General features: G+C 43.8%; 18 protein-coding genes. 17 read left to right on the top strand and 1 reads right to left on the bottom strand.

Annotation, left to right across the window (positions count from 1 at the left end; all coding sequences use genetic code 11):
• Positions 1-14 precede the first annotated feature (14 nt).
• The 10 genes from CRO25_RS19460 (at position 15) to CRO25_RS19415 (ending at position 9719) form a co-directional block, all read left to right on the top strand.
• Positions 15-860: an ABC transporter permease gene (locus CRO25_RS19460; RefSeq protein WP_079696171.1), complete on the top strand. Its 846-nt coding sequence runs from the start codon at positions 15-17 to the stop codon at positions 858-860.
• Positions 857-1669 (top strand): ABC transporter permease, encoded by an 813-nt coding sequence (locus CRO25_RS19455; RefSeq protein WP_079696120.1) that lies wholly within the window; start codon positions 857-859, stop codon positions 1667-1669. Before CRO25_RS19460 ends, CRO25_RS19455 begins: the two co-directional genes overlap by 4 nt.
• A gap of 32 nt (positions 1670-1701) precedes the next feature.
• Entirely contained in the window at positions 1702-3063 is a 1362-nt protein-coding gene (locus CRO25_RS19450; protein WP_079696119.1) for an LLM class flavin-dependent oxidoreductase, read from the top strand.
• Positions 3064-3300: 237 nt separating this feature from the next.
• Positions 3301-3825: a sigma-70 family RNA polymerase sigma factor gene (locus tag CRO25_RS19445; RefSeq protein ID WP_079696118.1), complete on the top strand. Its 525-nt coding sequence runs from the start codon at positions 3301-3303 to the stop codon at positions 3823-3825.
• Positions 3822-4673 (top strand): hypothetical protein, encoded by an 852-nt coding sequence (locus CRO25_RS19440; protein ID WP_079696117.1) that lies wholly within the window; start codon positions 3822-3824, stop codon positions 4671-4673. Before CRO25_RS19445 ends, CRO25_RS19440 begins: the two co-directional genes overlap by 4 nt.
• Before the next feature lie 252 nt (positions 4674-4925).
• On the top strand, positions 4926-6080 hold the full coding sequence (alr, locus tag CRO25_RS19435) for an alanine racemase (protein ID WP_079696116.1): 1155 nt from the start codon (positions 4926-4928) through the stop codon (positions 6078-6080).
• Positions 6046-6852 carry a D-alanyl-D-alanine carboxypeptidase family protein gene (locus tag CRO25_RS19430; RefSeq protein WP_079696115.1) on the top strand — a complete coding sequence of 269 codons (807 nt, stop codon included), beginning with the start codon at positions 6046-6048 and terminating at the stop codon, positions 6850-6852. Before alr ends, CRO25_RS19430 begins: the two co-directional genes overlap by 35 nt.
• A 54-nt stretch (positions 6853-6906) precedes the next feature.
• Positions 6907-7959, top strand: a complete 1053-nt coding sequence (vanG, locus tag CRO25_RS19425) for a D-alanine--D-serine ligase VanG (protein ID WP_079696114.1) — start codon at positions 6907-6909, stop codon at positions 7957-7959.
• 137 nt (positions 7960-8096) lie between these two features.
• Complete coding sequence (locus CRO25_RS19420; protein WP_079696113.1) at positions 8097-8711, top strand: TetR/AcrR family transcriptional regulator; 615 nt, start codon at positions 8097-8099, stop codon at positions 8709-8711.
• Between the two features lie 45 nt (positions 8712-8756).
• Positions 8757-9719 (top strand): alpha/beta hydrolase, encoded by a 963-nt coding sequence (locus CRO25_RS19415; protein WP_256863695.1) that lies wholly within the window; start codon positions 8757-8759, stop codon positions 9717-9719.
• A gap of 81 nt (positions 9720-9800) precedes the next feature.
• Here CRO25_RS19415 and metE read toward each other — a convergent pair whose 3' ends face one another.
• Complete coding sequence (metE, locus tag CRO25_RS19410) at positions 9801-12092, bottom strand: 5-methyltetrahydropteroyltriglutamate--homocysteine S-methyltransferase (protein ID WP_079696111.1); 2292 nt, start codon at positions 12090-12092, stop codon at positions 9801-9803.
• A 199-nt stretch (positions 12093-12291) separates the two neighbouring features.
• On the opposite strand from metE, the gene CRO25_RS19405 reads away from it, so the two are divergent.
• The 7 genes from CRO25_RS19405 (at position 12292) to CRO25_RS19375 (ending at position 20223) form a co-directional block, all read left to right on the top strand.
• Positions 12292-13257: an MBL fold metallo-hydrolase gene (locus tag CRO25_RS19405; RefSeq protein ID WP_079696110.1), complete on the top strand. Its 966-nt coding sequence runs from the start codon at positions 12292-12294 to the stop codon at positions 13255-13257.
• A gap of 282 nt (positions 13258-13539) precedes the next feature.
• The gene (locus tag CRO25_RS19400) at positions 13540-14418 is read left to right on the top strand and encodes an AraC family transcriptional regulator (protein ID WP_063565080.1); all 879 of its coding nucleotides are present in this window, start codon (positions 13540-13542) and stop codon (positions 14416-14418) included.
• A gap of 85 nt (positions 14419-14503) precedes the next feature.
• Positions 14504-15778, top strand: a complete 1275-nt coding sequence (locus CRO25_RS19395) for an ABC transporter substrate-binding protein (protein ID WP_079696109.1) — start codon at positions 14504-14506, stop codon at positions 15776-15778.
• A gap of 52 nt (positions 15779-15830) precedes the next feature.
• Positions 15831-16721: a carbohydrate ABC transporter permease gene (locus tag CRO25_RS19390; RefSeq protein WP_079696108.1), complete on the top strand. Its 891-nt coding sequence runs from the start codon at positions 15831-15833 to the stop codon at positions 16719-16721.
• Positions 16722-16736: 15 nt separating this feature from the next.
• Complete coding sequence (locus CRO25_RS19385; protein WP_064638483.1) at positions 16737-17618, top strand: carbohydrate ABC transporter permease; 882 nt, start codon at positions 16737-16739, stop codon at positions 17616-17618.
• Between the two features lie 231 nt (positions 17619-17849).
• Complete coding sequence (locus CRO25_RS19380) at positions 17850-18602, top strand: response regulator (protein ID WP_064638482.1); 753 nt, start codon at positions 17850-17852, stop codon at positions 18600-18602.
• Entirely contained in the window at positions 18571-20223 is a 1653-nt protein-coding gene (locus tag CRO25_RS19375; protein WP_079696106.1) for a sensor histidine kinase, read from the top strand. The genes CRO25_RS19380 and CRO25_RS19375 overlap by 32 nt, the downstream gene beginning before the upstream one ends.
• Positions 20224-20396 lie beyond the last annotated feature (173 nt).

Here is a 20396-nt window from a genome sequence, read left to right as displayed (position 1 = left end):
TTCACGTCATGCAAATGCGTGCGGAAAAGGCGGTTATCCCGCCTTTAATTCAAAAGAAGAATTCCGTTAAGAGGCGAAAATTTTACTTAAGAGCTAGCAATATGGTACTAGGGCTTATCGTTCCGGTGTCTTTGTTAATCGTGTGGGAGGTAGCCGGGGCTATGGGATATTTGAACCCCGTTCTGCTTCCAACGCCAAGCAGCATATGGAAAGAGCTTGTCAGCATGACGGAGACGGGTGAACTTGTGAGGCATTTGGGCATATCGACGTGGAGAGCTCTGCTTGGTTTTCTGATTGGAGGCGGTCTTGGTCTAAGCATGGGCTTGTGGGTCGGATTTTCTTACAAGACAGAGCGACTGTTGGACCCTTCTTTTCAAATGCTGCGGACGCTGCCGCACTTGGCCATTGCCCCCTTGTTCATTTTGTGGTTCGGTTTCGGTGAAACTTCAAAATTGCTGCTGATAGCCAAAGGCTCTTTCTTTCCACTGTATGTTAATACTTTTCTGGGTATCCGATCCGTTGACAGCAAGTTATTTGATGTAGGAAAGGTGCTGCAATTCAGCAAATGGCAGATGATCACGAAGTTAATTCTTCCAGCATCTCTGCCGAATATCTTTCTGGGGATACGTTTATCCGTCAGTGTCGCCTGGCTGGGTCTGGTCGTTGCCGAATTGATGGGTTCTAGTGCAGGCTTGGGATATCTGATCAATGATGCTAGATCGTTCTCACTCACCACTGTAGTGTTCGTGGGAATCATTGTTTTTGCTGTCGTCGGCAAACTGTCAGATTCTATCATTAAGCTTCTGGAGGCGAGAGCGCTACGGTGGCATGACGGTTTTAAAGGAGAAGAAGCAAAATGAGCAAGCTGGAGATTGATAAACAAACCGAACGAGCAGGAGATTGGCTGAGCAGAATTCCGGGTCGTCTTCACGGGTGGATTATTCCGTTGGCTATTCTCCTCATCTGGGAATTGTCTTCTGCCCTTCAGCTGGTTTCAGCGACCATGCTACCTGCTCCTTCCAAGATTGCAGAGCAGTTCATCCGTCTAATCTTGAACGGCGAGTTGCTGGAACATCTCGGGATCAGCTCCTATCGAGCGGGCTTGGGTTTTCTGCTTGGAACAGCTACCGGGCTCATGCTTGGTCTATCTACAGGGCTTGGGAAATTAGCGGAGCGCACACTTGACCCCTCATTACAAATGCTGCGGATGATCCCGCTTCTTTCCCTCATTCCATTATTCATTTTATGGTTTGGTGTAGGAGAGTTTTCAAAAATTCTAATGATCTCGCTAGGCGCGTTTTTTCCTGTTTATGTGAATACATTTCTCGGTATACGAAACGTTGATATGAAGCTGATTGAAGTCTCCCGGATTTACCAGTATTCAAGATGGGAGCTCCTTGGCAAGCTCATTATCCCTGCGGCACTTCCTAATATTCTGCTAGGAGTGAGACTGTCTTTGGGCGCGGCGTGGCTAGTCCTTGTTGTGGCTGAAATGATGGGAACCAGTGCAGGCGTCGGTTACATGATACAGGATGCTCGTGCTTACTCACAAACGGATATTGTATTTGTCGGTATTGTAGTCTTTGCGGTTGTAGGCAAGCTCTCGGATTCGGCTGTGCGACTGCTTGAAGACAGGTGGCTAAGCTGGCGAGATACGTTCAAGGGATAATCCAAAAATGGAAACTAGAAGGGAAGATATATATGGGGACTAGACAAGAGCAGCTTCATCTAGGGGCATTCATTTATTATACAGGTCATCATCACTACGGCTGGCGCCGCTCGGATTCAGGAGCTGAACAGATTTTTGATTATAAATTTTACCGATCCATCGCACAGACAGCTGAACGAGGCAAATTTGATATGATGTTTCTGGCTGATCTTCTCTATGTAATGGGTGCTGATCAATCGGCTGCAGGGATGCTGGACCCGCTAACGCTCCTGTCGGCATTGGCTACGGATACAGAAAAGCTGGGTTTGAGCGCCACGGTGTCGACTACCTATAACGAGCCGTATAACGTAGCTCGAAAATTTGCCACATTGGACCATATCAGTGAAGGCCGCGCAGGATGGAACATCGTGACCTCCCAATTGGATGTTGAAGCAAATAACTATGGACGAACAGAGCATCCTGAGCATGGGCTTCGATATAAAATGGCGCGGGAATTTGTCGAAGTAGCCACTCTGCTCTGGGATAGTTGGGAAGATCACTCCTTAATTGTGGATCGGCAGGCTGGACTATTTGCGGACCCATCTAAATTAAAGGAAGTTTCATATAAAGGGCAGTGGTATTCCACCCAAGGTACGATCAATGTACCTCGTTCGCCGCAAGGATACCCTGTACTCATCCAAGCTGGATCATCCGGACCGGGACAGGATTTTGCTGCCAACTATGGTGAAGTGATTTTCACGGCCCAACAGTCTCTGAATGCTGCGAAAGAGTTCTATAATAACGTCAAATCCAAACTCGCTCTATATGGACGCGAACAAAGCAGCATGAAAATAATGCCTGGTTTATCACCGATTCTGGGTAAGACGGAGGAGGAAGCTCAGAGGAAATATCAAGAACTGCAGGAGTTGATCCCTCCGGCGGCTGCAGTTGGTATGTTATCCGGGATGCTTAAGTTTGACCTTTCGGAATATCCTGTCGAAGGCCAACTGCCTGACATTCCTGATCCCGTGGAAGCTTCCAATGGCATGAAAAGCCGGGTACAGCTGATTATGGACATGGCACGAAAAGATAAGTTGTCCATTCTTGAGCTGGGTCGGAGGCTGATAGGGGCAAGAGGGCACATGCAGTTTGTGGGGACCTATGAACAACTGGCTGATTTGATGCAACAATGGTTTGAAGAATATGGTTGCGACGGATTTAACATCATGCCACCCGTTCTGCCGGGAGATTTGAATGAATTTGTGGATCATGTGGTGCCGATTCTTCAAGCACGTGGACTCTTCCGTACGGATTATACGGGCAGCACGCTTCGTGATCATCTTGGGCTGGATCGCCCGGGTATAAGTCATTTTCAAAAAGAGAAGACGTTAGATAAGACCTCCATAACAATATGAAAACAGCTGTTTCAGTCTGATTTTCAATTGCTGGTCTTCCTAATGAAGAAAGAGGAAAGAAGTCGCCTATTGGCGGCTTTTTTTCGTTTGGGACGATATAAGTTCTTGTTCCCAAATAAAAAAAATTCATTTCTTTAAAACTATTTTCGACTCTCAGCTGTCTAACATGCGTAACAACATACAAAGTAAGCTTTATTAAAAATGCGGCAATAATCAAAATATACAGTCGCAACGGGGGTGGACAAACTGAGTAAGGAAAGTACAGCATTAACTGAACAGCAGTTCAGTGATCGTCTGGAGGCATGTAAAGAAAAGCTTTATCGCTTCGCGTTCTCTTATGTGAAAAATGAACAGGAAGCCTTGGAAATTATATCTGAGGCATCTTATAAAGGTTTTCTATCTTATGAAAAAGTGAAAAGTCCTGATTATTTTGAAACCTGGATGACCCGGATCGTCATCAACTGTTCTCTGGATCACATCAGACGAAAGAAGAAATACACGTATATGGAAGAAAGTACAATACCGTTTGCAGCCGAGGAGAGTTCCATGGGGCTTGAAGAGCAATGGGATTTATACGAAGCACTTGATCATCTGCATCCCGAGGATAGGGCATTTATCGTTTTGAAATTTTTCCAGGATCAGCGATTCAAGGATATGGCGGAGGTACTGTCCCTGCCGGAAAGCACGGTGAAGACCAGGTTCTATAAGATCTTAAACAAACTCAAAAAACATCTGACCAAGGAAGAGGTTGATTTTACATGACAGGAAAAGAGCGATATGAACAGATCAATATCCCATCCGGCCTTTCCGGAGTTATTCAGCAAGCCCGTCAGCGCGCACGAAACCAAAAGCGAAGAAAAATGATGATCTGGCGTAGTTCCTCCCTGGTTGCTGCCTGTGCTGCGGTGATGATAACAGCTAACGTTCCAGGTGTAGCCAAGGCATTATCCGATGTACCTGTTATAGGTTCTGTCGTCAAAATTTTGCAAGTTGGTGGTGGCGGGGAGCGCACAGATGGGGTTTCGGTTACAACGACCAAAGAATCGGATACACTAAACATTAATTTTCAGATTGATGGTGAACAGATCACCTCTGCTCCATCGTATACTGTGGATCACAAAGAAGGGCCGAATCGTCTGATCTTCACCTTCAATGGGGTACGTCATCTGGATTATGACAAGTTGGAGAAGGATATTAAAGCACTTAAGAATGTAAAAGATGTCTATCAAAATATCATTTTGGATGATTCTGCGATTGGCTTTGTGGTTGAACTTAAAGATGATGTGGATTATTCCGTGTCAGAGTATCAGCAACCTGGATATATTCAGTTGAAGCTTTTTTCAGACGGGAAGACAACGCAATCGCATGAACTTTTCTTTGTCCGTAGCGAAGACATGGAGCAGGGCGAAGCACTGGCCATGTTGGCTGAACAGTATTCTGCCGATGGCAGCAGCGTTGTGCAGACCCAAAATGGAAAATTCACCGTCGTTATGGGTGCCTTCGATAACCGGGCAGATGCAGAGAAACATCTGAAAGAATTTACTGACCGAGAAGAATACAGTGAACCACTGCATGTCGACAGCTGGATGAGTAATGAAAATCCTCAATAATGGAAGAAGCCTGCCCTAGCGCAGGCTTTTTTTGTTGTAACTATGAGATGTGGAGATGTGTAATCTTACATCGTTGTCAGTATTGTGTAAGTTTGATCGATAGGAGCTGAAGTGGCCTTAATATACACTTAAATCAATTCAACGCACTACATTCACACCTTTAGGAGGCCAAACAATGAAAAGTGCATATGCGGATCTACTGAAAATAGGAAGTGAAAACAAGCTATCTATTCGGTTGAGGAGATCATTCGGATGTACAGAGATACTTGGGCTGAAATAGATTTAACGCAAATTCGCAAAAATATCATAGAGATCCGCAAATTTCTACCACGTTCGACCAAACTAATGGCCGTTGTTAAAGCAAATGCATACGGCCATGGAGATATCGAGACGAGCAAAGAAGCAGTAGAGGCAGGCGCGGATTATTTAGCGTGTGCCTTCATTGAAGAAGCCATCCGCCTAAGGAATGCGGGCTTAAAACAACCGATTCTTATTTTGACTCCGATTCGTCCTGAACTTGTACCTTTGGCTCTGGAACATAATTTGATGCTTACCGTTACACAAGCGTCTTGGTTTCAGGAGATGAGAAAATACAAGCCTGTTCACACCATGCATAAGTTATCTGTGCATGTGAAAATGGATACTGGACTTGGGAGAATCGGTATACGCACAAAAGAAGAGTGGCTTGAAATGGTTCCGTGGCTCAGAGCACCAGATGTAGTAGTCGACGGTTTCTATACTCATTTCGCGACAGCAGGCGAGGCAGACAACCGTTATCTACAGCTTCAGATTCAACGCTTCCTGGAAATGAAAGAGTGGAGCAGTATTTCACGGATTCCAATCAATCATTATCACTGTGCGGGAAGTGTGGCAGCACTTCGATTTCCGGAATTGTGCATGGATATGGCTCGAATAGGAGCTGCAATCTATGGCTTTTATCCGGAAAAATTAGTGCCTAACATCCAACTAAAGCCAGCATTCAGTTTACACAGTAGACTCTTGCAAACGAAAAGATTAAAAAAAGGCGAATATGTGGGCTACAACAATGCTTATCAAACAGACTCAGATCAATGGATCGGAACAGTGCCTATCGGCTATGCCGATGGATGGTCGCAGAGAATGCAAAATACGGAGGTGTTGGTGGAAGGGGTTCGTGCAGAAATTATAGGGAAAATCTCCATGGATCAATTGATGGTCAAGCTTCCCATGTTTTTTCCGGAAGGATCAAAGGTGACCTTCATTGGCTATTCAGGTGAGCAGGAAATTCCGATTCAGGTACTGGCCAATCATATCGGTGGTGTCTCTCAAGAAATAACAAGTTCCATCACGGACAGAGTGTTACGATTTTATAAAGAAGGTGGGGAAGTTCATCATGAAATCACGGGAAGTCGTACAAAAACATATTGAAATCAGCGTGAGTAACGAAGAACGATTTCAAGGGCACTTAGTGTTAATAAATGATCAAAACCCAATCAGAAGGCAAGTACAAGTTCATCAACTAGAGTCATTGGATTCCATGCCTTCAATAAAGAAATTAAATAAGCAGATGCTTCTGGAGAAGCAGTGTTTCAAACAATTTCATGCTCTGCTTAAAGCTTGTGGGGGGGCGGATGAAATTGTCGCCGTCAGCGCATATCGAACAAAAGAAGATCAAGTCCAGATCTATCAAGATTGTTTGATAGAACAGGGTTCGGAATATACTTCCAAATACGTAGCCTTGCCTGACCATAGTGAACACCAAACGGGGTTGGCTATCGATGTGGGTAAATTGAAATCGAATATCGATTTTATTGCTCCTTCCTTTCCGGATACGGGCATTTACAAGTCCTTCAGACAACATGCCATACAATTCGGTTTTATCCTTCGATATAAACAAGAAAAAGAATCGATCACTCGTATTGCTTATGAGCCCTGGCATTTTAGATATGTAGGATATCCCCATTCCAAAATCATGGAAGAAAACAATCTATGTTTAGAGGAGTACATCGATTTTGTACAGCAATATCGGTTCTCTGGAGAGCAGCTTACAATTAAAGAAAAGGACATGACAATCCAGATATATTATGTTTCCGCGGATAAAGGGACATCTAGCCATATCCCGATCTTGAGCTGTGATTCTTATCGCATATCAGGGACGAATCGTGAAGGATTCATTGTTACGACTTTCTCCAAAAATTAAGTTATAGCAATAAGGATGATTTAGATTCATATCACATTTTAGGAGGCTTTTACGATGCAGAAGAAGTCGATTGCGGTATTGTTTGGCGGATGTTCAGGGGAGTATAACGTATCTTTGAGCTCAGCCGCTTCAGTGATTGAAAATTTGGATACCGAAAAATACAATCTTGTGTTAATTGGAATTACACAGCAAGGTTCTTGGCTCAGATATAGTGGAACGGTTGAGGATATTCGCAATGATCGGTGGCATTTGCATCCGAGTTGTATCCCATCCTTTTTCTCACCTAGCAGAGAAGTCAAAGGACTCATTGAGCTAGTTCATACGGAATATCATGTAACAACGATTGATGTTGTGTTTCCAGTGCTTCACGGCAAATACGGTGAGGATGGAACCTTGCAAGGCTTATTGGAACTGTCGGGCATACCGTTTGTTGGATGTGGCATGTTATCCTCTGCGTTATGTATGGACAAGGAACTGGCTCATAAACTGGTGCAGGCAGCAGGCATAGATACGCCGTGTTCCCTTACAATACATAGGAGTGAACGGATGGAAGAAGTGTTATCAGAAGCAGAAGCACTGGGCTTCCCACTCTTTGTTAAGCCGGCTAGATCAGGATCATCATTAGGCATATCGAAGGTGAACAATAGGAAAGAGTTGATTACTGGAATTGAACACGCCTTCATACATGACAGCAAAGTTGTCATTGAGCAAAATATTAATGGTTTTGAAGTGGGGTGTGCTGTATTGGGCAATTCTGATCCCAAAATCGGCATGATTGATGAGATTGAACTACAGGGGCACTTTTTTGACTTCTCGGAAAAGTACTCCTTGATCAGTTCGAAGATTCACTTGCCAGCCCGCATTAATGAGGACACTGCAATGAAGGTTAAAGAGAGTGCCTTGACTATTTATAAAACGCTTGGGTGCAGAGGGTTTGTGCGAGTAGATATGTTCCTGACCACTGACGGAAGAATGGTGTTTAATGAAGTTAACACGATACCTGGTTTCACGTCGAATTCCCGCTATCCTAACATGCTCCAAGCTAGCGGCATGACTTATGCAGATATTCTTAACCAGCTCATAGAGCTTGCCATTGATGAGAACTGAGAGCGGCCAAATGGAACATAAAACTGAAAAGAAATATTTGATTACCCATTGTGTAATAATACACAATGGGTAATAGTATTATCATGAAGGAATGAAGACTAAATCTACCCTAACAGAAGGGCGGGCATTATTTAGCGATGAATAAACCAAGTTTGCGTGATATCAAAAGAGAGGCAACCACCAAAGCGCTGGCCAGCGCAGCGTTTGAACTTGCGGTTGAGCGGGGATTGTATGGATTCATTATCGATGATCTCGTTCAAAGGGCTGGGTACTCCAGAAAAACGTTTGCCAACCATTTCTCTTGTAAAGAAGAAGCGGTAGCCATGGCGGCAATACTTACAACAGACCATTACGATGACGAGCCATTCAATGAAATTACACAACAAAACATACTGCCGTTGGATGCTCTATATGTATTGATAAAGAGATCACTAACCGCAGAGTATGTTTCTAAAATGCGTCAACTCGTATCGCTTTCCAAACAGTACCCGACGCTAGAACCCTATCTTCTCAGCGTGCTTTCTCGTTTGCAAGCTACGGCTCAGGAAACACTAACCGATTTATCCCAGGGACGGTATCCCCAAGGATACTCCCATCTTCTTTCGGGGGCTGTATACGGCGCTGTCCTTGCGATATTCGACGGAAGTATCAACGTGCTGCTTCCAGGGCAAGGGACAACAAATTCTCCTGGGGAGATGACGTTGGATCAATATTTGGATGACATGTTCAACTACTTGCGAACCGGATTTTAGAAAACTCCTGAAAGGATGGGGAACATGATGAGAGTTACAACTAAAATGATTGATAAACAATTAAGATTGAAAGGCAAACTGATTGATTTATTAATGAAATCTTCTCATGAAGAAAAGTGGCTTAACTCGATGAGGAAAATCAAAAAAAGATCGGATTCAACAGCGGGGAAAGACATCGATGGTTTACAGTGTAGTGAAGAATGGATACCACGTACAAGTAATGGCTCCAAGATACGTGTTCGAATTTATAAACCTCTACATGCCAAAGGTAATGCGCCAGGTGTTCTTTGGATACATGGAGGGGGATATGCCATGGGAAACCCGGAGCAATTCGGGGCAACCTACAAAAAATTAATTGATGCAGGGAACTGTGTAGTCGTTGCACCAGATTATCAATTATCGATTGATGCTCCCTATCCAGCAGCGTTAGATGATTGTTATGATACCCTTTTATGGATGAAAGGCCATGTGAAAGAACTTGGGATTAGAGAGGATCAACTCATGGTAGGCGGAGAAAGCGCTGGAGGTGGTCTAACCGCTGCACTTACTCTTTACGCCAGGGATAATGGAGAAGTAAACATTGCATTTCAAATGCCGCTGTATCCCATGATCGATGATAGAATCATTACTGAATCCGCTAAGGACAATAATGCCCCCATTTGGAACTCTGATTATAATCAGTGGGCTTGGAAATTGTATCTTGGCGAATTGGTAGGGAAGGATGTACCTCCCTATGCGGCTGCTGCCCGAGCTACCGACTACAGCAATCTTCCTCCGACAGTCACTTTTGTTGGTGATTTAGAACCGTTTCGAGACGAAACGATTCAATATGTAGAAAACTTAAGAAAAGCAGGTGTACCTGTTGATTTTGAACTCTACAAAGGCTGCTATCATGGCTTTGATATCATTCAACCCAATGCAGAAGTGAGTAAAAAGGCAGTTTCAGTTTTTATTCAATCATTTAAATATGCAGTGGATCATTATTTTGCTGAGCAGACAGCGAAATAATGATATTAAAAGGCGGACATTCCATAGCATAGGAATGTCCGCCTTTTATAAACGAATTCTTGAATTATTTATCTATTCAACTTAAACCGTTGCTGCAACGTGCTTTTCACGAGCAATCTTGGTTGCATCAACCATGTTGCGCAAGGAAGCGACGGTTTCTTCGAGTCCACGAGTTTTGAGACCGCAATCCGGATTAATCCAGAACAATTTAGGGTCCAGCACACGCAAGGCGCGTTCGATCATGCTTGTCATTTCATCCACACTTGGAACACGTGGGCTATGGATATCGTATACGCCAAGTCCAATACCCAGTTTATAAGTGTTCAACTCAAAGCTGTGAATCAGTTCACCGTGACTGCGGGATGTCTCGATCGAAATAACATCGGCATCCATCGCTTCGATGGAATCAATCATGTCATGGAATTCGCAATAGCACATATGTGTGTGAATTTGAGTTGTGTCTTGAACCGTGCAAGTAGAGATACGGAAAGCTTTGACAGCCCAAGCCAGATAATCGGCTTGCTCGTTTTCCTTCAACGGCAGTCCTTCGCGAACTGCAGGCTCGTCGACCTGGATCATGCCAATACCTGCCTGCTCCAGTGCTTCGACTTCTTGTCTCAGTGCATACGCCAATTGATATGCGATATGCTCGCGCGGAATGTCTTCCCGTACAAATGACCAGTTCATGATGGTGATCGGTCCAGTCAGCATACCTTTTACAGGACGTTGTGTCTGGGACTGTGCATATTTGGTTTCTTCAACGGTCATTTCTCCGGTAAATGCAACGTCTCCGAAAATAATTGGTGGTTTTACGCAACGGGAACCGTATGATTGAACCCATCCAAATTGTGTGAAGGCAAACCCTGCAAGTTTTTCGCCAAAGAACTCTACCATGTCGGTACGCTCAAACTCACCATGTACGAGAACATCAATCTCGATCTCTTCCTGAATTTTGATCCAGATATCAATTTGATCCCGGATGAAGGCAGCATACTGCTCATTGTTCAACTCACCCTTACGCCACAATTGACGTGCTTTACGCACTTCTGCGGATTGTGGGAAGCTGCCGATAGTCGTTGTCGGGAAAAGTGGCAATTTCCATTTGTCCTGCTGCGCGATATGACGCTCGGCAAACGGACGGGAACGTTCCGGCTGTTGAACTCTGAGTGTAGCCACGGCTTCTTGAACAGCAACACGATTGCGCTCTTCAGATTGCTGGAGAGCCTGGATCGTACGATCGGAATTTTCAATTTCAGCGATGATTTCAGCGTTTCTTGAAGACAATGCTTTCGTCAACAGAACGATCTCGTCCAACTTTTCATCTGCAAACGCCAGAGCATTTTTCAGTTCGGATGTGAGTTTAGTTTCACGCTCTGTCGTTACCGGAACATGAAGCAAACTGCATGAGGATTGCACGATTAAACGTTCAGGTGTCACGAGTTCAGCCAGTTCATCCAACAGCTTCAGTTTTCCTGGCAAAGAGGCTTTCCAGATCCCACGGCCATCAATAACCCCAGCACCCAAAACTTTATCCGCTGGGAAACCGGACGCTTGAATGGACTGAATGTTACCCGTAGCTCCATGTACAAAATCAAGTCCGATACCTTGAACCGGTAGGGCAACAATGTTGCTATAGTTCTCTACGGATTCAAAGTAGGTTTGCAGCATAATGTTCAGACCTGGTACAGCAGATGCAAACGTCTCATAAATTTTACTCAGCAGCTCTAGGTCAGCATCACTTGTTTTGGTAACGAGGATTGGCTCGTCAATCTGTACCCACTGAACTCCTTCATTTGCAAGCTCTTGAAGCACTTGTACATAGAGCGGAAGCAGGCGGTCCAGCCAAGCGTTCGTTTCGGATTTATCATATCCTTTGGACAGCTTCAGGAAGGTCAACGGTCCGACAAGAACCGGTTTTCCTTCAATACCGAGCTTCTCTTTAGCTTCGCGATAAGCAATAAGTGGTTTATTTTCCGTAAGGTCAGGGGAAGCACCGTCCAGTTCAGGCACGATATAGTGATAGTTCGTGTTAAACCATTTTGTCATTTCACTTGCTGCTGCATCTTTCGTTCCCCGTGCAATTCCGTAATAGACGGACAAAGGTACAGCGCCACCGTCATATGCAAACCGTTTTGGAACAATTCCGAACATAACGGCAGTATCCAGAATGTGATCATAGTAACTGAAATCATTGACAGGAATAAGATCGATACCTTTTTCTTGCTGCTTGCGCAGGTGATCTAACCGAATCTCCTGCAATTTTGCTTGAAAATCTGTTTCTTCGAGCTTACCTGACCAGAATGCCTCCAAGGCTTTCTTCCATTCCCGATCCGCACCAATTCGTGGATATCCCAATACACTGCTTTTTGCCATGACGTAAAACTCCTCTACAATATGTTACCAAAAAGTTATCACATATCCGGAGTTATAATGTAATTCCATTAAGTTATATCTAGCTATAGCCTATGGCTATACCAAAAAGAGGTTGAGAAAACCGCTGTCGATTCAGACTGGGTTAATCGATCGTTTTAGTATATAATGACGTTTGATTCAGAAAGGAGAGGTATCCATAATGCGCGGAATAGGGGCATTCACAGGTTCAAGGCATTTCCGATTGAATGAGGTTACTGAGGGTGTATTTGCTGCGATTGCAGTTCCCGGTACAGGTTCATTGGGCAATGCCACAATAGTTGACTTAGGCGATGAAACGCTAGTTGTGGACACATTCACGACGATACAGGCTGCAGAGGATTTGCAGGCAGCCGCTGAGTACCTCACGGGTAGAAAGGCTTCTTATGTAATCAACACGCATTGGCATAGTGACCACACATGTGGCAATCAAGTATTTGTCCCTGCTGCACAGATTATTTCCACATCGATTACTCGCGAAATTATGGATACTTTTGTTAGGAACAGGATAACGCAGCAGTTGGCAAAACCTGAAGCGATATATGATGCTATAGACGAACTCGATGAACAAATACAACGAGAGACAAACGAAAAGTTAAGACAGGAAATGCAATGGGATAATGCCAGTGACCGTGAATATATGAAGATGCTCCCCGATCTGGTATATTCATTACCGAACTTAACGTTTGATCAGCACATGACTATTCATGGCAGTAAGCGCAGTGTTGAACTTATTACTTTTGGCGGAGGTCATACTCAAAGCGATGCCCTGGTGTTTATTCCGAAAGACAGAATTGCGATAATGGGGGATCTGGTCTTATCTAAACATCATCCGGTTCTCATGTATGCTAATCCTCAGCAATGGCTGGATATTTTGAACAAAGTCGAACAGCTGGATATAGAAATCATCGTACCGGGGCATGGAGAAGTATGTTCATTGAACGCACTACATGAAGTCAAAGACTACATAACGGATCTATTGGAACTTGTGACCGATGCTGCTCAAAGAAACCAAAGCTTGGACGAAATTACTGTACCATCAGCCTATCAGGAATGGTTCTTCACTACGTATTTCAAGTCCAATTTGCAAAGCATGCATGAGTGGATCAAGAAGAGTGGTAAAAGTTGAACCTGACTCGATCCGTTATTGTCCTCACATCATACTTATAGTTTTTAAGAAGTCGCCCTATAAGGCGACTTTTTTGTTTTGATCCTTCTCAGCAGGTACTATTCAGGATCATGGTTGTTAAGAAGATAGACTCATAATAGAGACTCCTTAACAAATGTTGGGGAGCTTTTTTTTCGTTTTTTCAATCGTTTTTTATCTCGATTAGAAGGGACAGCTATACTTGATGCATAATAATGATAACTAGATCATTGTTGAACTGGAAAATGTGGAAAGGGTGATTTGATGGGTGTACCTACTTTTCTTGAAACAGGTCATATGACTGAAGGTTTTCCAATCAAGGTAATTCATACCGAGGAACAGTTTAATTTTGCCGCACACTGGCATGAAGAGGTTGAATTGGTTGTAGTCAATGGGAAAAGCGCGAGAATTGGCATCAATAACCATGTATTTGACCTTGAACGCGGAGATGTGCTGCTTATTAAACCGGGAGACATTCACTGTTTCTTGCCAGGTACAGATCATTTAACTATTATCCTGTTTCGGCTGGAGTTATTAACGGGAAGCTTCACAACCGAAAAAGAAACCCATGACCTGGGTGAGCTTTTCAACAAAACGACGGTCATCCCGTCCAACCTTTGTAATGAGAAAAATCTTGGGAAATATATAGATGCTTTAGCGAATGAAGAGAAAGATCAACAGGCGGGGTATCGCTGGTTAATGGTTGCCAGATTATATGATCTCATCGTTCATATGCTGCGCACAAAGGCACCGATTACAGATGAATTAACTTCAGGATGCCTTTGTACGCCTTCCAAAAAATTTGAATTTCTTGAATCGGTCTGTGAATACCTGGAGGAGCATTACGCTGAACCCGTCAAACTGGATCAAGTCGCAGAGCACATTAAATTCAGCAAGTTTCACGTATGTAAATTGTTTAAAGAGATCAAAGGAATCACACTGATGGAATATCTGAATCATTTTCGAATAATCAAATCGGAATGGGCGTTATTGTTTCGCGACGAATCTATTCTGGATATTGCCATTGGTCATGGGTTCAACAATGTGAACTCATACAACCGTCTGTTCAAAAAATATAATGATTGTACCCCGTCCGAATTTCGCAAGAAGCATCGTACAAATATCACAACATATGAAGGATGATTCACAATATTTGGGGAGAAAGCCTTCTCCAAAATCCATATACTCTAATAAATTGTAAGCGTTTCCTTTTTGAAGGAGGGGGCCCATGAAGAAGTTTAAGCTTAAATATATCTCCATGATTGCACTCGTAAGCGCAGTGTTAATGGTGTCCGGCTGCCAACCAAGTGGAGCCAACCAGTCCAAGCAGGAGGAAATCACCGTCTGGAGTTTTACGGATGAAGCAGGTTATGCTATTGAAAAATTCGAGGGGAAATATCCTAACATTAAGGTGAATTTTGTCAATATTCCGGGCAATTTCTACATCACCAAGCTTAAGTCTGCACTACAGACAACGTCTAAGGCTCCGGATGTGTTTATGATCGAGAATGCAAATATAAGAGAGCTAATTGATGTGCCTTATCTGGAGAATTTATCGGCAGCACCGTATAACGCCAATGAATTAATTCCAGAGCAATATGCTTTTGTGCAGGCTAATGAGAAGGATAGCGAAGGAAATATTAAAGCGATCGGTTATCAGGGAACGCCTGGAGGTATTTATTATCGGAGAGATCTGGCCAAAGAATATTTGGGTACGGACGATCCGGAGAAGGTAGCGCCGCAAATTGATACATGGGAGAAGATATTCGAAATTGGAGAGAGAGTTGAGCAGGAGAGTGGAAATAAAGTTCATGCCCTTGCCAACTGGAATGCGATATCCAATTCATATGATGGTATCCCTTGGGTTAAGGATGGGAAGTTAGTCATCGATCCCTCTTATATGAGGGTGCTTGACCTTGTTCGTGAAGCCCGTCAGCGGCATGTGCTTGCAGAGTTGGATGATGGTAGTGCAGGATATGCGGCTTCGATGCAAAAAGGCCAAGTGATGTTCTATCCGGGAGCAACCTGGGCGTTGCAATACACCTTTAAGGCGAACGCTCCGGATACCGAAGGATTGTGGGGTCTCTCGCCGGGGCCATCTGCTTTTAGTGCCGGTGGAACTTATATTGCGATGTACAGCAAAAGTGACAAAAAGGATCTGGCCTGGAAGTTTATTGAGTTTTATAACTTTGATCATGATTTTCTGTCTGGGCTGGCGAAGGAACAGGACTATTTCACAAGCAACATGGTCGTGAATGATCAGCTTGCGGGATCTGTATCTTCAGCGTATTTGGGAGGGCAGAAGCATTTTGAGTTTTTCTCGGAAGCAGCCAAGCAGGTTCCTGTATATGAGCGAACCAAATATGATTCAACCATTAACAATGACATCTTCAAAAATGTTCTCCAGTTGTATCTCAATAATGACATTCAGACCAAAGAAGAAGCCGTAAAACGAATCAAGCGTGATGTCAAATTGAGATTTCCGGAGCTGGAAGTGGATTAGCTTAGAAGTAAGCGAATGCCTTTTAATCATCCGATGACTGGGGGTACAAATCATGTTTGCCAAGTCAATCCGCAAAGATCATTACGGATACTATTTCATTGCTCCGTTTTTCATTCTTTTCGCCATTTTTGGGCTATACCCCATTCTGTATTCTCTCTATATCAGCTTCACCAACTTTGATGGGATTACCACGCCGGATTTCGTCGGACTCGGTAACTATATTGCTGTTCTGCAAGATCCTTTGTTCTACAAGACATTATTTAATACTCTTTTTATCTGGGGTGTCTCTGTAGTCCCACAACTTACTGTTTCGCTTGTACTCGCCTTTATCCTCAACGACAAGTTACTTAAGGGAAGAGACTTTTTCAGAGCGGTTTATTTCTTTCCCAACATCGTTACCGCTGCATCATTGGGTCTGCTTGTGAGTCTGATCTTTGATTGGCAATCCGGCGGTTTAAATCATTTTCTGGTTCAAGTTGGACTTATCGATGATCCAATTAACTGGAAAAATGATCCCTGGTTTATGCGACTGATTGTTTCATCCATTCTGTTCTTTCAATACTTTGGTTACTCCATGGTCATCTATCTGGCAGGCCTTCAGGGTATTGATCCGTCACTGCAGGAAGCCGCTCAAATGGATGGGGCGAAAAAGAAACATATTTTCATTCATATCATCGTTCCAATGCTGCGCCCAATCATTCTGTTCCAGATGATCACGTCCATTATTGGGGGTATTCAGATTTTCGATCAGCCGTTTACATTGACGAATGGAACGGGTGGTCCGGATCGTGCAGCCATGACGAGTATTATGTATCTGTATAATGTGGCATTCCAAAGTACACGTTTTGGTTATGGGGCGGCCATTGCATTCTGTCTGTTCATCATCATTATCCTGCTATCGGTCGTATCTTTCATGATGACGAAGCGCAAGAGCCGTGCATAGGGAGGGGGAAATGAAATGCCAACCGTCAAACCAGTCGAACAACAAAAAGTTACTCTACAGCAGTACGATACTGTGAGGCGTCTGACACTGGGCAAAGTCATTATTTATCTGTGTTTGATTAGCCTTGCCGTGCTCTGTATCATTCCATTTTATCTCATGCTCATCTATTCCACACATAATAATGCGACGATTGCATCGACATTTACGTTTCTGCCCGGCCCCTTCTTGCTGGATAATTATACGAACATGGCTTCCAAAATCAATATCTGGCGCGGGTTTGCCAACAGCTTTTTCATTGCCGGAACGTCTACGGTGCTATCTTTGTATATCGGTTCACTAACGGCTTATGGCTTCGCCAAGTTCAAGTTCAAAGGTCGCAACTGGCTATTCCTGTTCTTGCTTGCCACCATGATGGTGCCTGGGCAGCTCGCGCTGATCGGGATGTATCGTCTGTTCAGTACGTTAGGTTTGCTGGACAGCTATGCAGCGATCATTTTGCCGGCAGCGGCGAATGCATTTAATGTGTTTTTTATCAAACAATTTATGGAGAGCAGCATTCCAGACGAGATTATTGAATCTGCACGTGTAGATGGTGCAGGGGAGTTCCGCACGTTCAATCAGATTGTCTTGCCCATTCTGGGCCCGGCCATATCGGCCCTTGGTATATTCACCTTTATCGGTTCGTGGAATAATTTTCTCACGCCGCTGGTCCTGTTTTTCTCCCTGGATAAATATCCGCTTCCGGTACTCGTTGCGCTGGTACAAGGATATTATGGAATGGATTACGGACTGTTGTATTTGGGTGTTGCGATCTCGATCTTGCCTATTATCATTGTCTTTGCGATATTCTCCAGACAAATTATAGGCAGCGTTGCATTAGGTGCGGTTAAGGGATAGCACGTGTACGGAAATAGTCGCCTTTTTGGCGGCTTTTTTTGTTGTTTTACATGATATTTCTATGTCGCTGGGCACTTAAATCACGGACATCGATGCCTGAAAATTGGTGGATTACCTTTTTGAAAGCCCTTTCCTAAATCTATGATATACTACGATATGACTGAATACTATGTACACCAAGATAGTCCCCTTATAGTTTGCCTTCACTTTACTTGCAAAGGAGATGTCATGATGTTTAATGTTCTTGTTGTTGACGATGAGTGCGTGCAAAGAGAAGGCATTAAGGATTTGATCTCTCACTACGGCTTTCCCTTTCAAGTATTGGAAGCCGAGAACGGAAAGAGCGCAGAGCGAATTCTGGTAGAGAACGCGATTGATATCCTCATCACCGACGTCAAAATGCCTCTTATGGACGGACTAGAGCTTAGCAAACAAGCCAGGAAAACGCAGCAGAATATAAAGATTGTGATCTGCAGCGGTTATGATGAATTTGAATATGCCCGCAGTGCCATTCGACTGGGTGTGGTTAATTATTTGCTCAAGCCACTGGTTAGGGAAGAGTTTCTACAGGTGATGGAGGATATCACGCAGATCCGTGCTTATGGCGGAGGTCCCGAACCGGAATCCGTGGAATCGAAGGTCATTCGACAGGTGAAGGATTATGTGAAGGATAACCATCAGAGAGATATTTCATTATCCGAGGCAGCCCACGATGTTTATCTATCGCCAGGGTATTTGAGCATTTTGTTTAAAAAAGAGACCGGGGAGAACTTCTCGAAATATTTGACCGATTATCGTTTGCGGCGTGCAAGCCATCTGCTGGCTCATTCGAATATGAAAATCAATGATATTGCAGGGGCCGTTGGCATCGACAATCATTCTTATTTTGCCAAGCTGTTCAGAAACAGGTTTGGCGTCAGTCCGTTACAGTTCAGAGAGTGCGGGGTGCTTCATGATCGGATGGATCAAGAGCAAATTCAATGATATCAGGTTCCGAAACAAGCTGCTGTTATCCCATTTGGTGATTGCACTCATTCCGATCCTTCTGCTTGGACTGCTCTCCTTCATACAGTCTTACCGTATTCAAATGAAGGAGTTGCGGAGCGAAGCTGAAGCGAGTCTGGAGCAGGTGGCTAACATTATGGATTATAAGATTAATCGCTACAATACGCTAAGTGAGTTCATGGTGCTTAATCGGGACTTATCGCAAATATTTACGAAAGACTACGAAGATAATTATTATAATATGTACCTGGATTTCCGGGACATTCTGGAGCCATTGATCTCGAACATCCGGCTGATGGATGATGATATTGAAGGCATTACCTTTTATACATCCGGGGAGTTATTGGGGATCCGCAATAATATTTTGCCAATTGGGGATCTCAAGAGTAAGGCTTGGTATGACGGATTTCGAGGCAGGCGCTGGATTGTGGATGGGGAGAAGCTTTATCTCGTTCAGGAACTGATCAGCAATCCGAAAGACAGCAATTTTATGGTGATCTCCATTCAGCATGATAGCATCTTTGCAGATCTGGACAATCTGTCGGAACATGTAGCTGTTCATATTGAGGACGCGAAGCAGCATGTGATATTTCAGGAAAACCAAAAGCGTGTTGCTGTGGCCGCAGGTTCGAAAGTTGGGGAGTCTGGCGATCTAAGTCTTAGCCGCTCACTCGCCAACAACGGCTGGACCATTCACTATAATCTGCTGAATACCAATGCGTACGCCAATGCAATGAGTATTTTTCAAATTACGCTGTTTGTCATCATCCTCAGCCTGGTCATTACCTTCCTGCTCATTTATGTCATCTCTAATAACTTTACGCAAAGAATTATCCATATCAAGAACAAGGTGGACAAGGTAGAGCGGAACAATCTGGATGTGATTATCCGGAGTTCATCCAGGGATGAATTTGGTGAGCTGACTAACGGTATCGGTAAAATGCTGACAAGGATCAACAGCCTGATCTCTCAGGTGTATCACGCCGAAATTGCCAAGAAGGAAAGTGAATATAACAAGTTGATTAGTCAGATCAACCCTCACTTCCTGTACAATACCCTTTCATTTATACGCTGGAGGGCCGAGAAAAAGGCGGATATAGAAACGAGTTATATGGTATCTGCATTAGCCCGTTTCTATAGAACAACACTAAACCAGGGGAAGAATATGGCCACCATTGAAGCTGAGGTGCAGCATATTAAAGCGTATCTGGATTTGCAGCTCATCATGAACGATGGCCGATTTGATGTGGATTACCATATCAATGACGAGGTATTACATACCGAGGTGATTCATTTTATTTTGCAGCCAATTGTGGAAAATGCTATCAAGCATGGTTTTGTGGAGGCAGATGCGATAGATTATCGCATTCACATTACAGTTAACCGGGTGGGAGAAGGGATTAAACTAACCGTTTGTGATAACGGTGTTGGCATGACGCCTATGCAGACGGCAGGGTTGTTAACAGGAGAGAACGGCGGATGTGGTGTTCGGAACGTTAATGACCGAATCAAGCTGTATTATGGTCGGGATTACGGGCTCGTTATTCATAGTGAGCCAGGCAGCGGAACGGAAGTGTCAATCGTCCTTCCGGCAACATGATAGAGTGTATAGTTACATTAAAAACATAGTGCTAGTACTGAAGCGGTTGCTGTTGCGACCGCTTATTTGTTACTGTTATAAACTTTTAATACAGAGAAATAAAGTAAATTGGAGGTCATAAAAAAAGTGTTACATATCCGAAAAATGTGGCATATACGCCAATTGTGAAAACG

The sequence above is a fragment of the Paenibacillus sp. RU5M genome (assembly GCF_900221055.1).
Taxonomy (GTDB): Bacteria; Bacillota; Bacilli; order Paenibacillales; family Paenibacillaceae; genus Paenibacillus; species Paenibacillus marchantiae.
Note: the sequence above shows the minus strand (reverse complement) of the source record. Positions and strands in the feature narration are given on the sequence as shown.

Coding starts and splice junctions, on each gene's coding strand:
- CRO25_RS19450 (WP_079696119.1), top strand. CDS start 1,702: ATGGGGACTAGACAAGAGCAGCTTCATCTAGGGGCATTCATTTATTAT.
- CRO25_RS19430 (WP_079696115.1), top strand. CDS start 6,046: ATGAAATCACGGGAAGTCGTACAAAAACATATTGAAATCAGCGTGAGT.
- CRO25_RS19440 (WP_079696117.1), top strand. CDS start 3,822: ATGACAGGAAAAGAGCGATATGAACAGATCAATATCCCATCCGGCCTT.
- CRO25_RS19415 (WP_256863695.1), top strand. CDS start 8,757: ATGATTGATAAACAATTAAGATTGAAAGGCAAACTGATTGATTTATTA.
- CRO25_RS19375 (WP_079696106.1), top strand. CDS start 18,571: ATGATCGGATGGATCAAGAGCAAATTCAATGATATCAGGTTCCGAAAC.
- CRO25_RS19380 (WP_064638482.1), top strand. CDS start 17,850: ATGTTTAATGTTCTTGTTGTTGACGATGAGTGCGTGCAAAGAGAAGGC.
- CRO25_RS19420 (WP_079696113.1), top strand. CDS start 8,097: ATGAATAAACCAAGTTTGCGTGATATCAAAAGAGAGGCAACCACCAAA.
- CRO25_RS19455 (WP_079696120.1), top strand. CDS start 857: ATGAGCAAGCTGGAGATTGATAAACAAACCGAACGAGCAGGAGATTGG.
- CRO25_RS19400 (WP_063565080.1), top strand. CDS start 13,540: ATGGGTGTACCTACTTTTCTTGAAACAGGTCATATGACTGAAGGTTTT.
- CRO25_RS19390 (WP_079696108.1), top strand. CDS start 15,831: ATGTTTGCCAAGTCAATCCGCAAAGATCATTACGGATACTATTTCATT.
- CRO25_RS19460 (WP_079696171.1), top strand. CDS start 15: ATGCGTGCGGAAAAGGCGGTTATCCCGCCTTTAATTCAAAAGAAGAAT.
- CRO25_RS19405 (WP_079696110.1), top strand. CDS start 12,292: ATGCGCGGAATAGGGGCATTCACAGGTTCAAGGCATTTCCGATTGAAT.
- metE (WP_079696111.1), bottom strand. CDS start 12,092: ATGGCAAAAAGCAGTGTATTGGGATATCCACGAATTGGTGCGGATCGG.
- CRO25_RS19395 (WP_079696109.1), top strand. CDS start 14,504: ATGAAGAAGTTTAAGCTTAAATATATCTCCATGATTGCACTCGTAAGC.
- alr (WP_079696116.1), top strand. CDS start 4,926: ATGTACAGAGATACTTGGGCTGAAATAGATTTAACGCAAATTCGCAAA.
- CRO25_RS19385 (WP_064638483.1), top strand. CDS start 16,737: ATGCCAACCGTCAAACCAGTCGAACAACAAAAAGTTACTCTACAGCAG.
- vanG (WP_079696114.1), top strand. CDS start 6,907: ATGCAGAAGAAGTCGATTGCGGTATTGTTTGGCGGATGTTCAGGGGAG.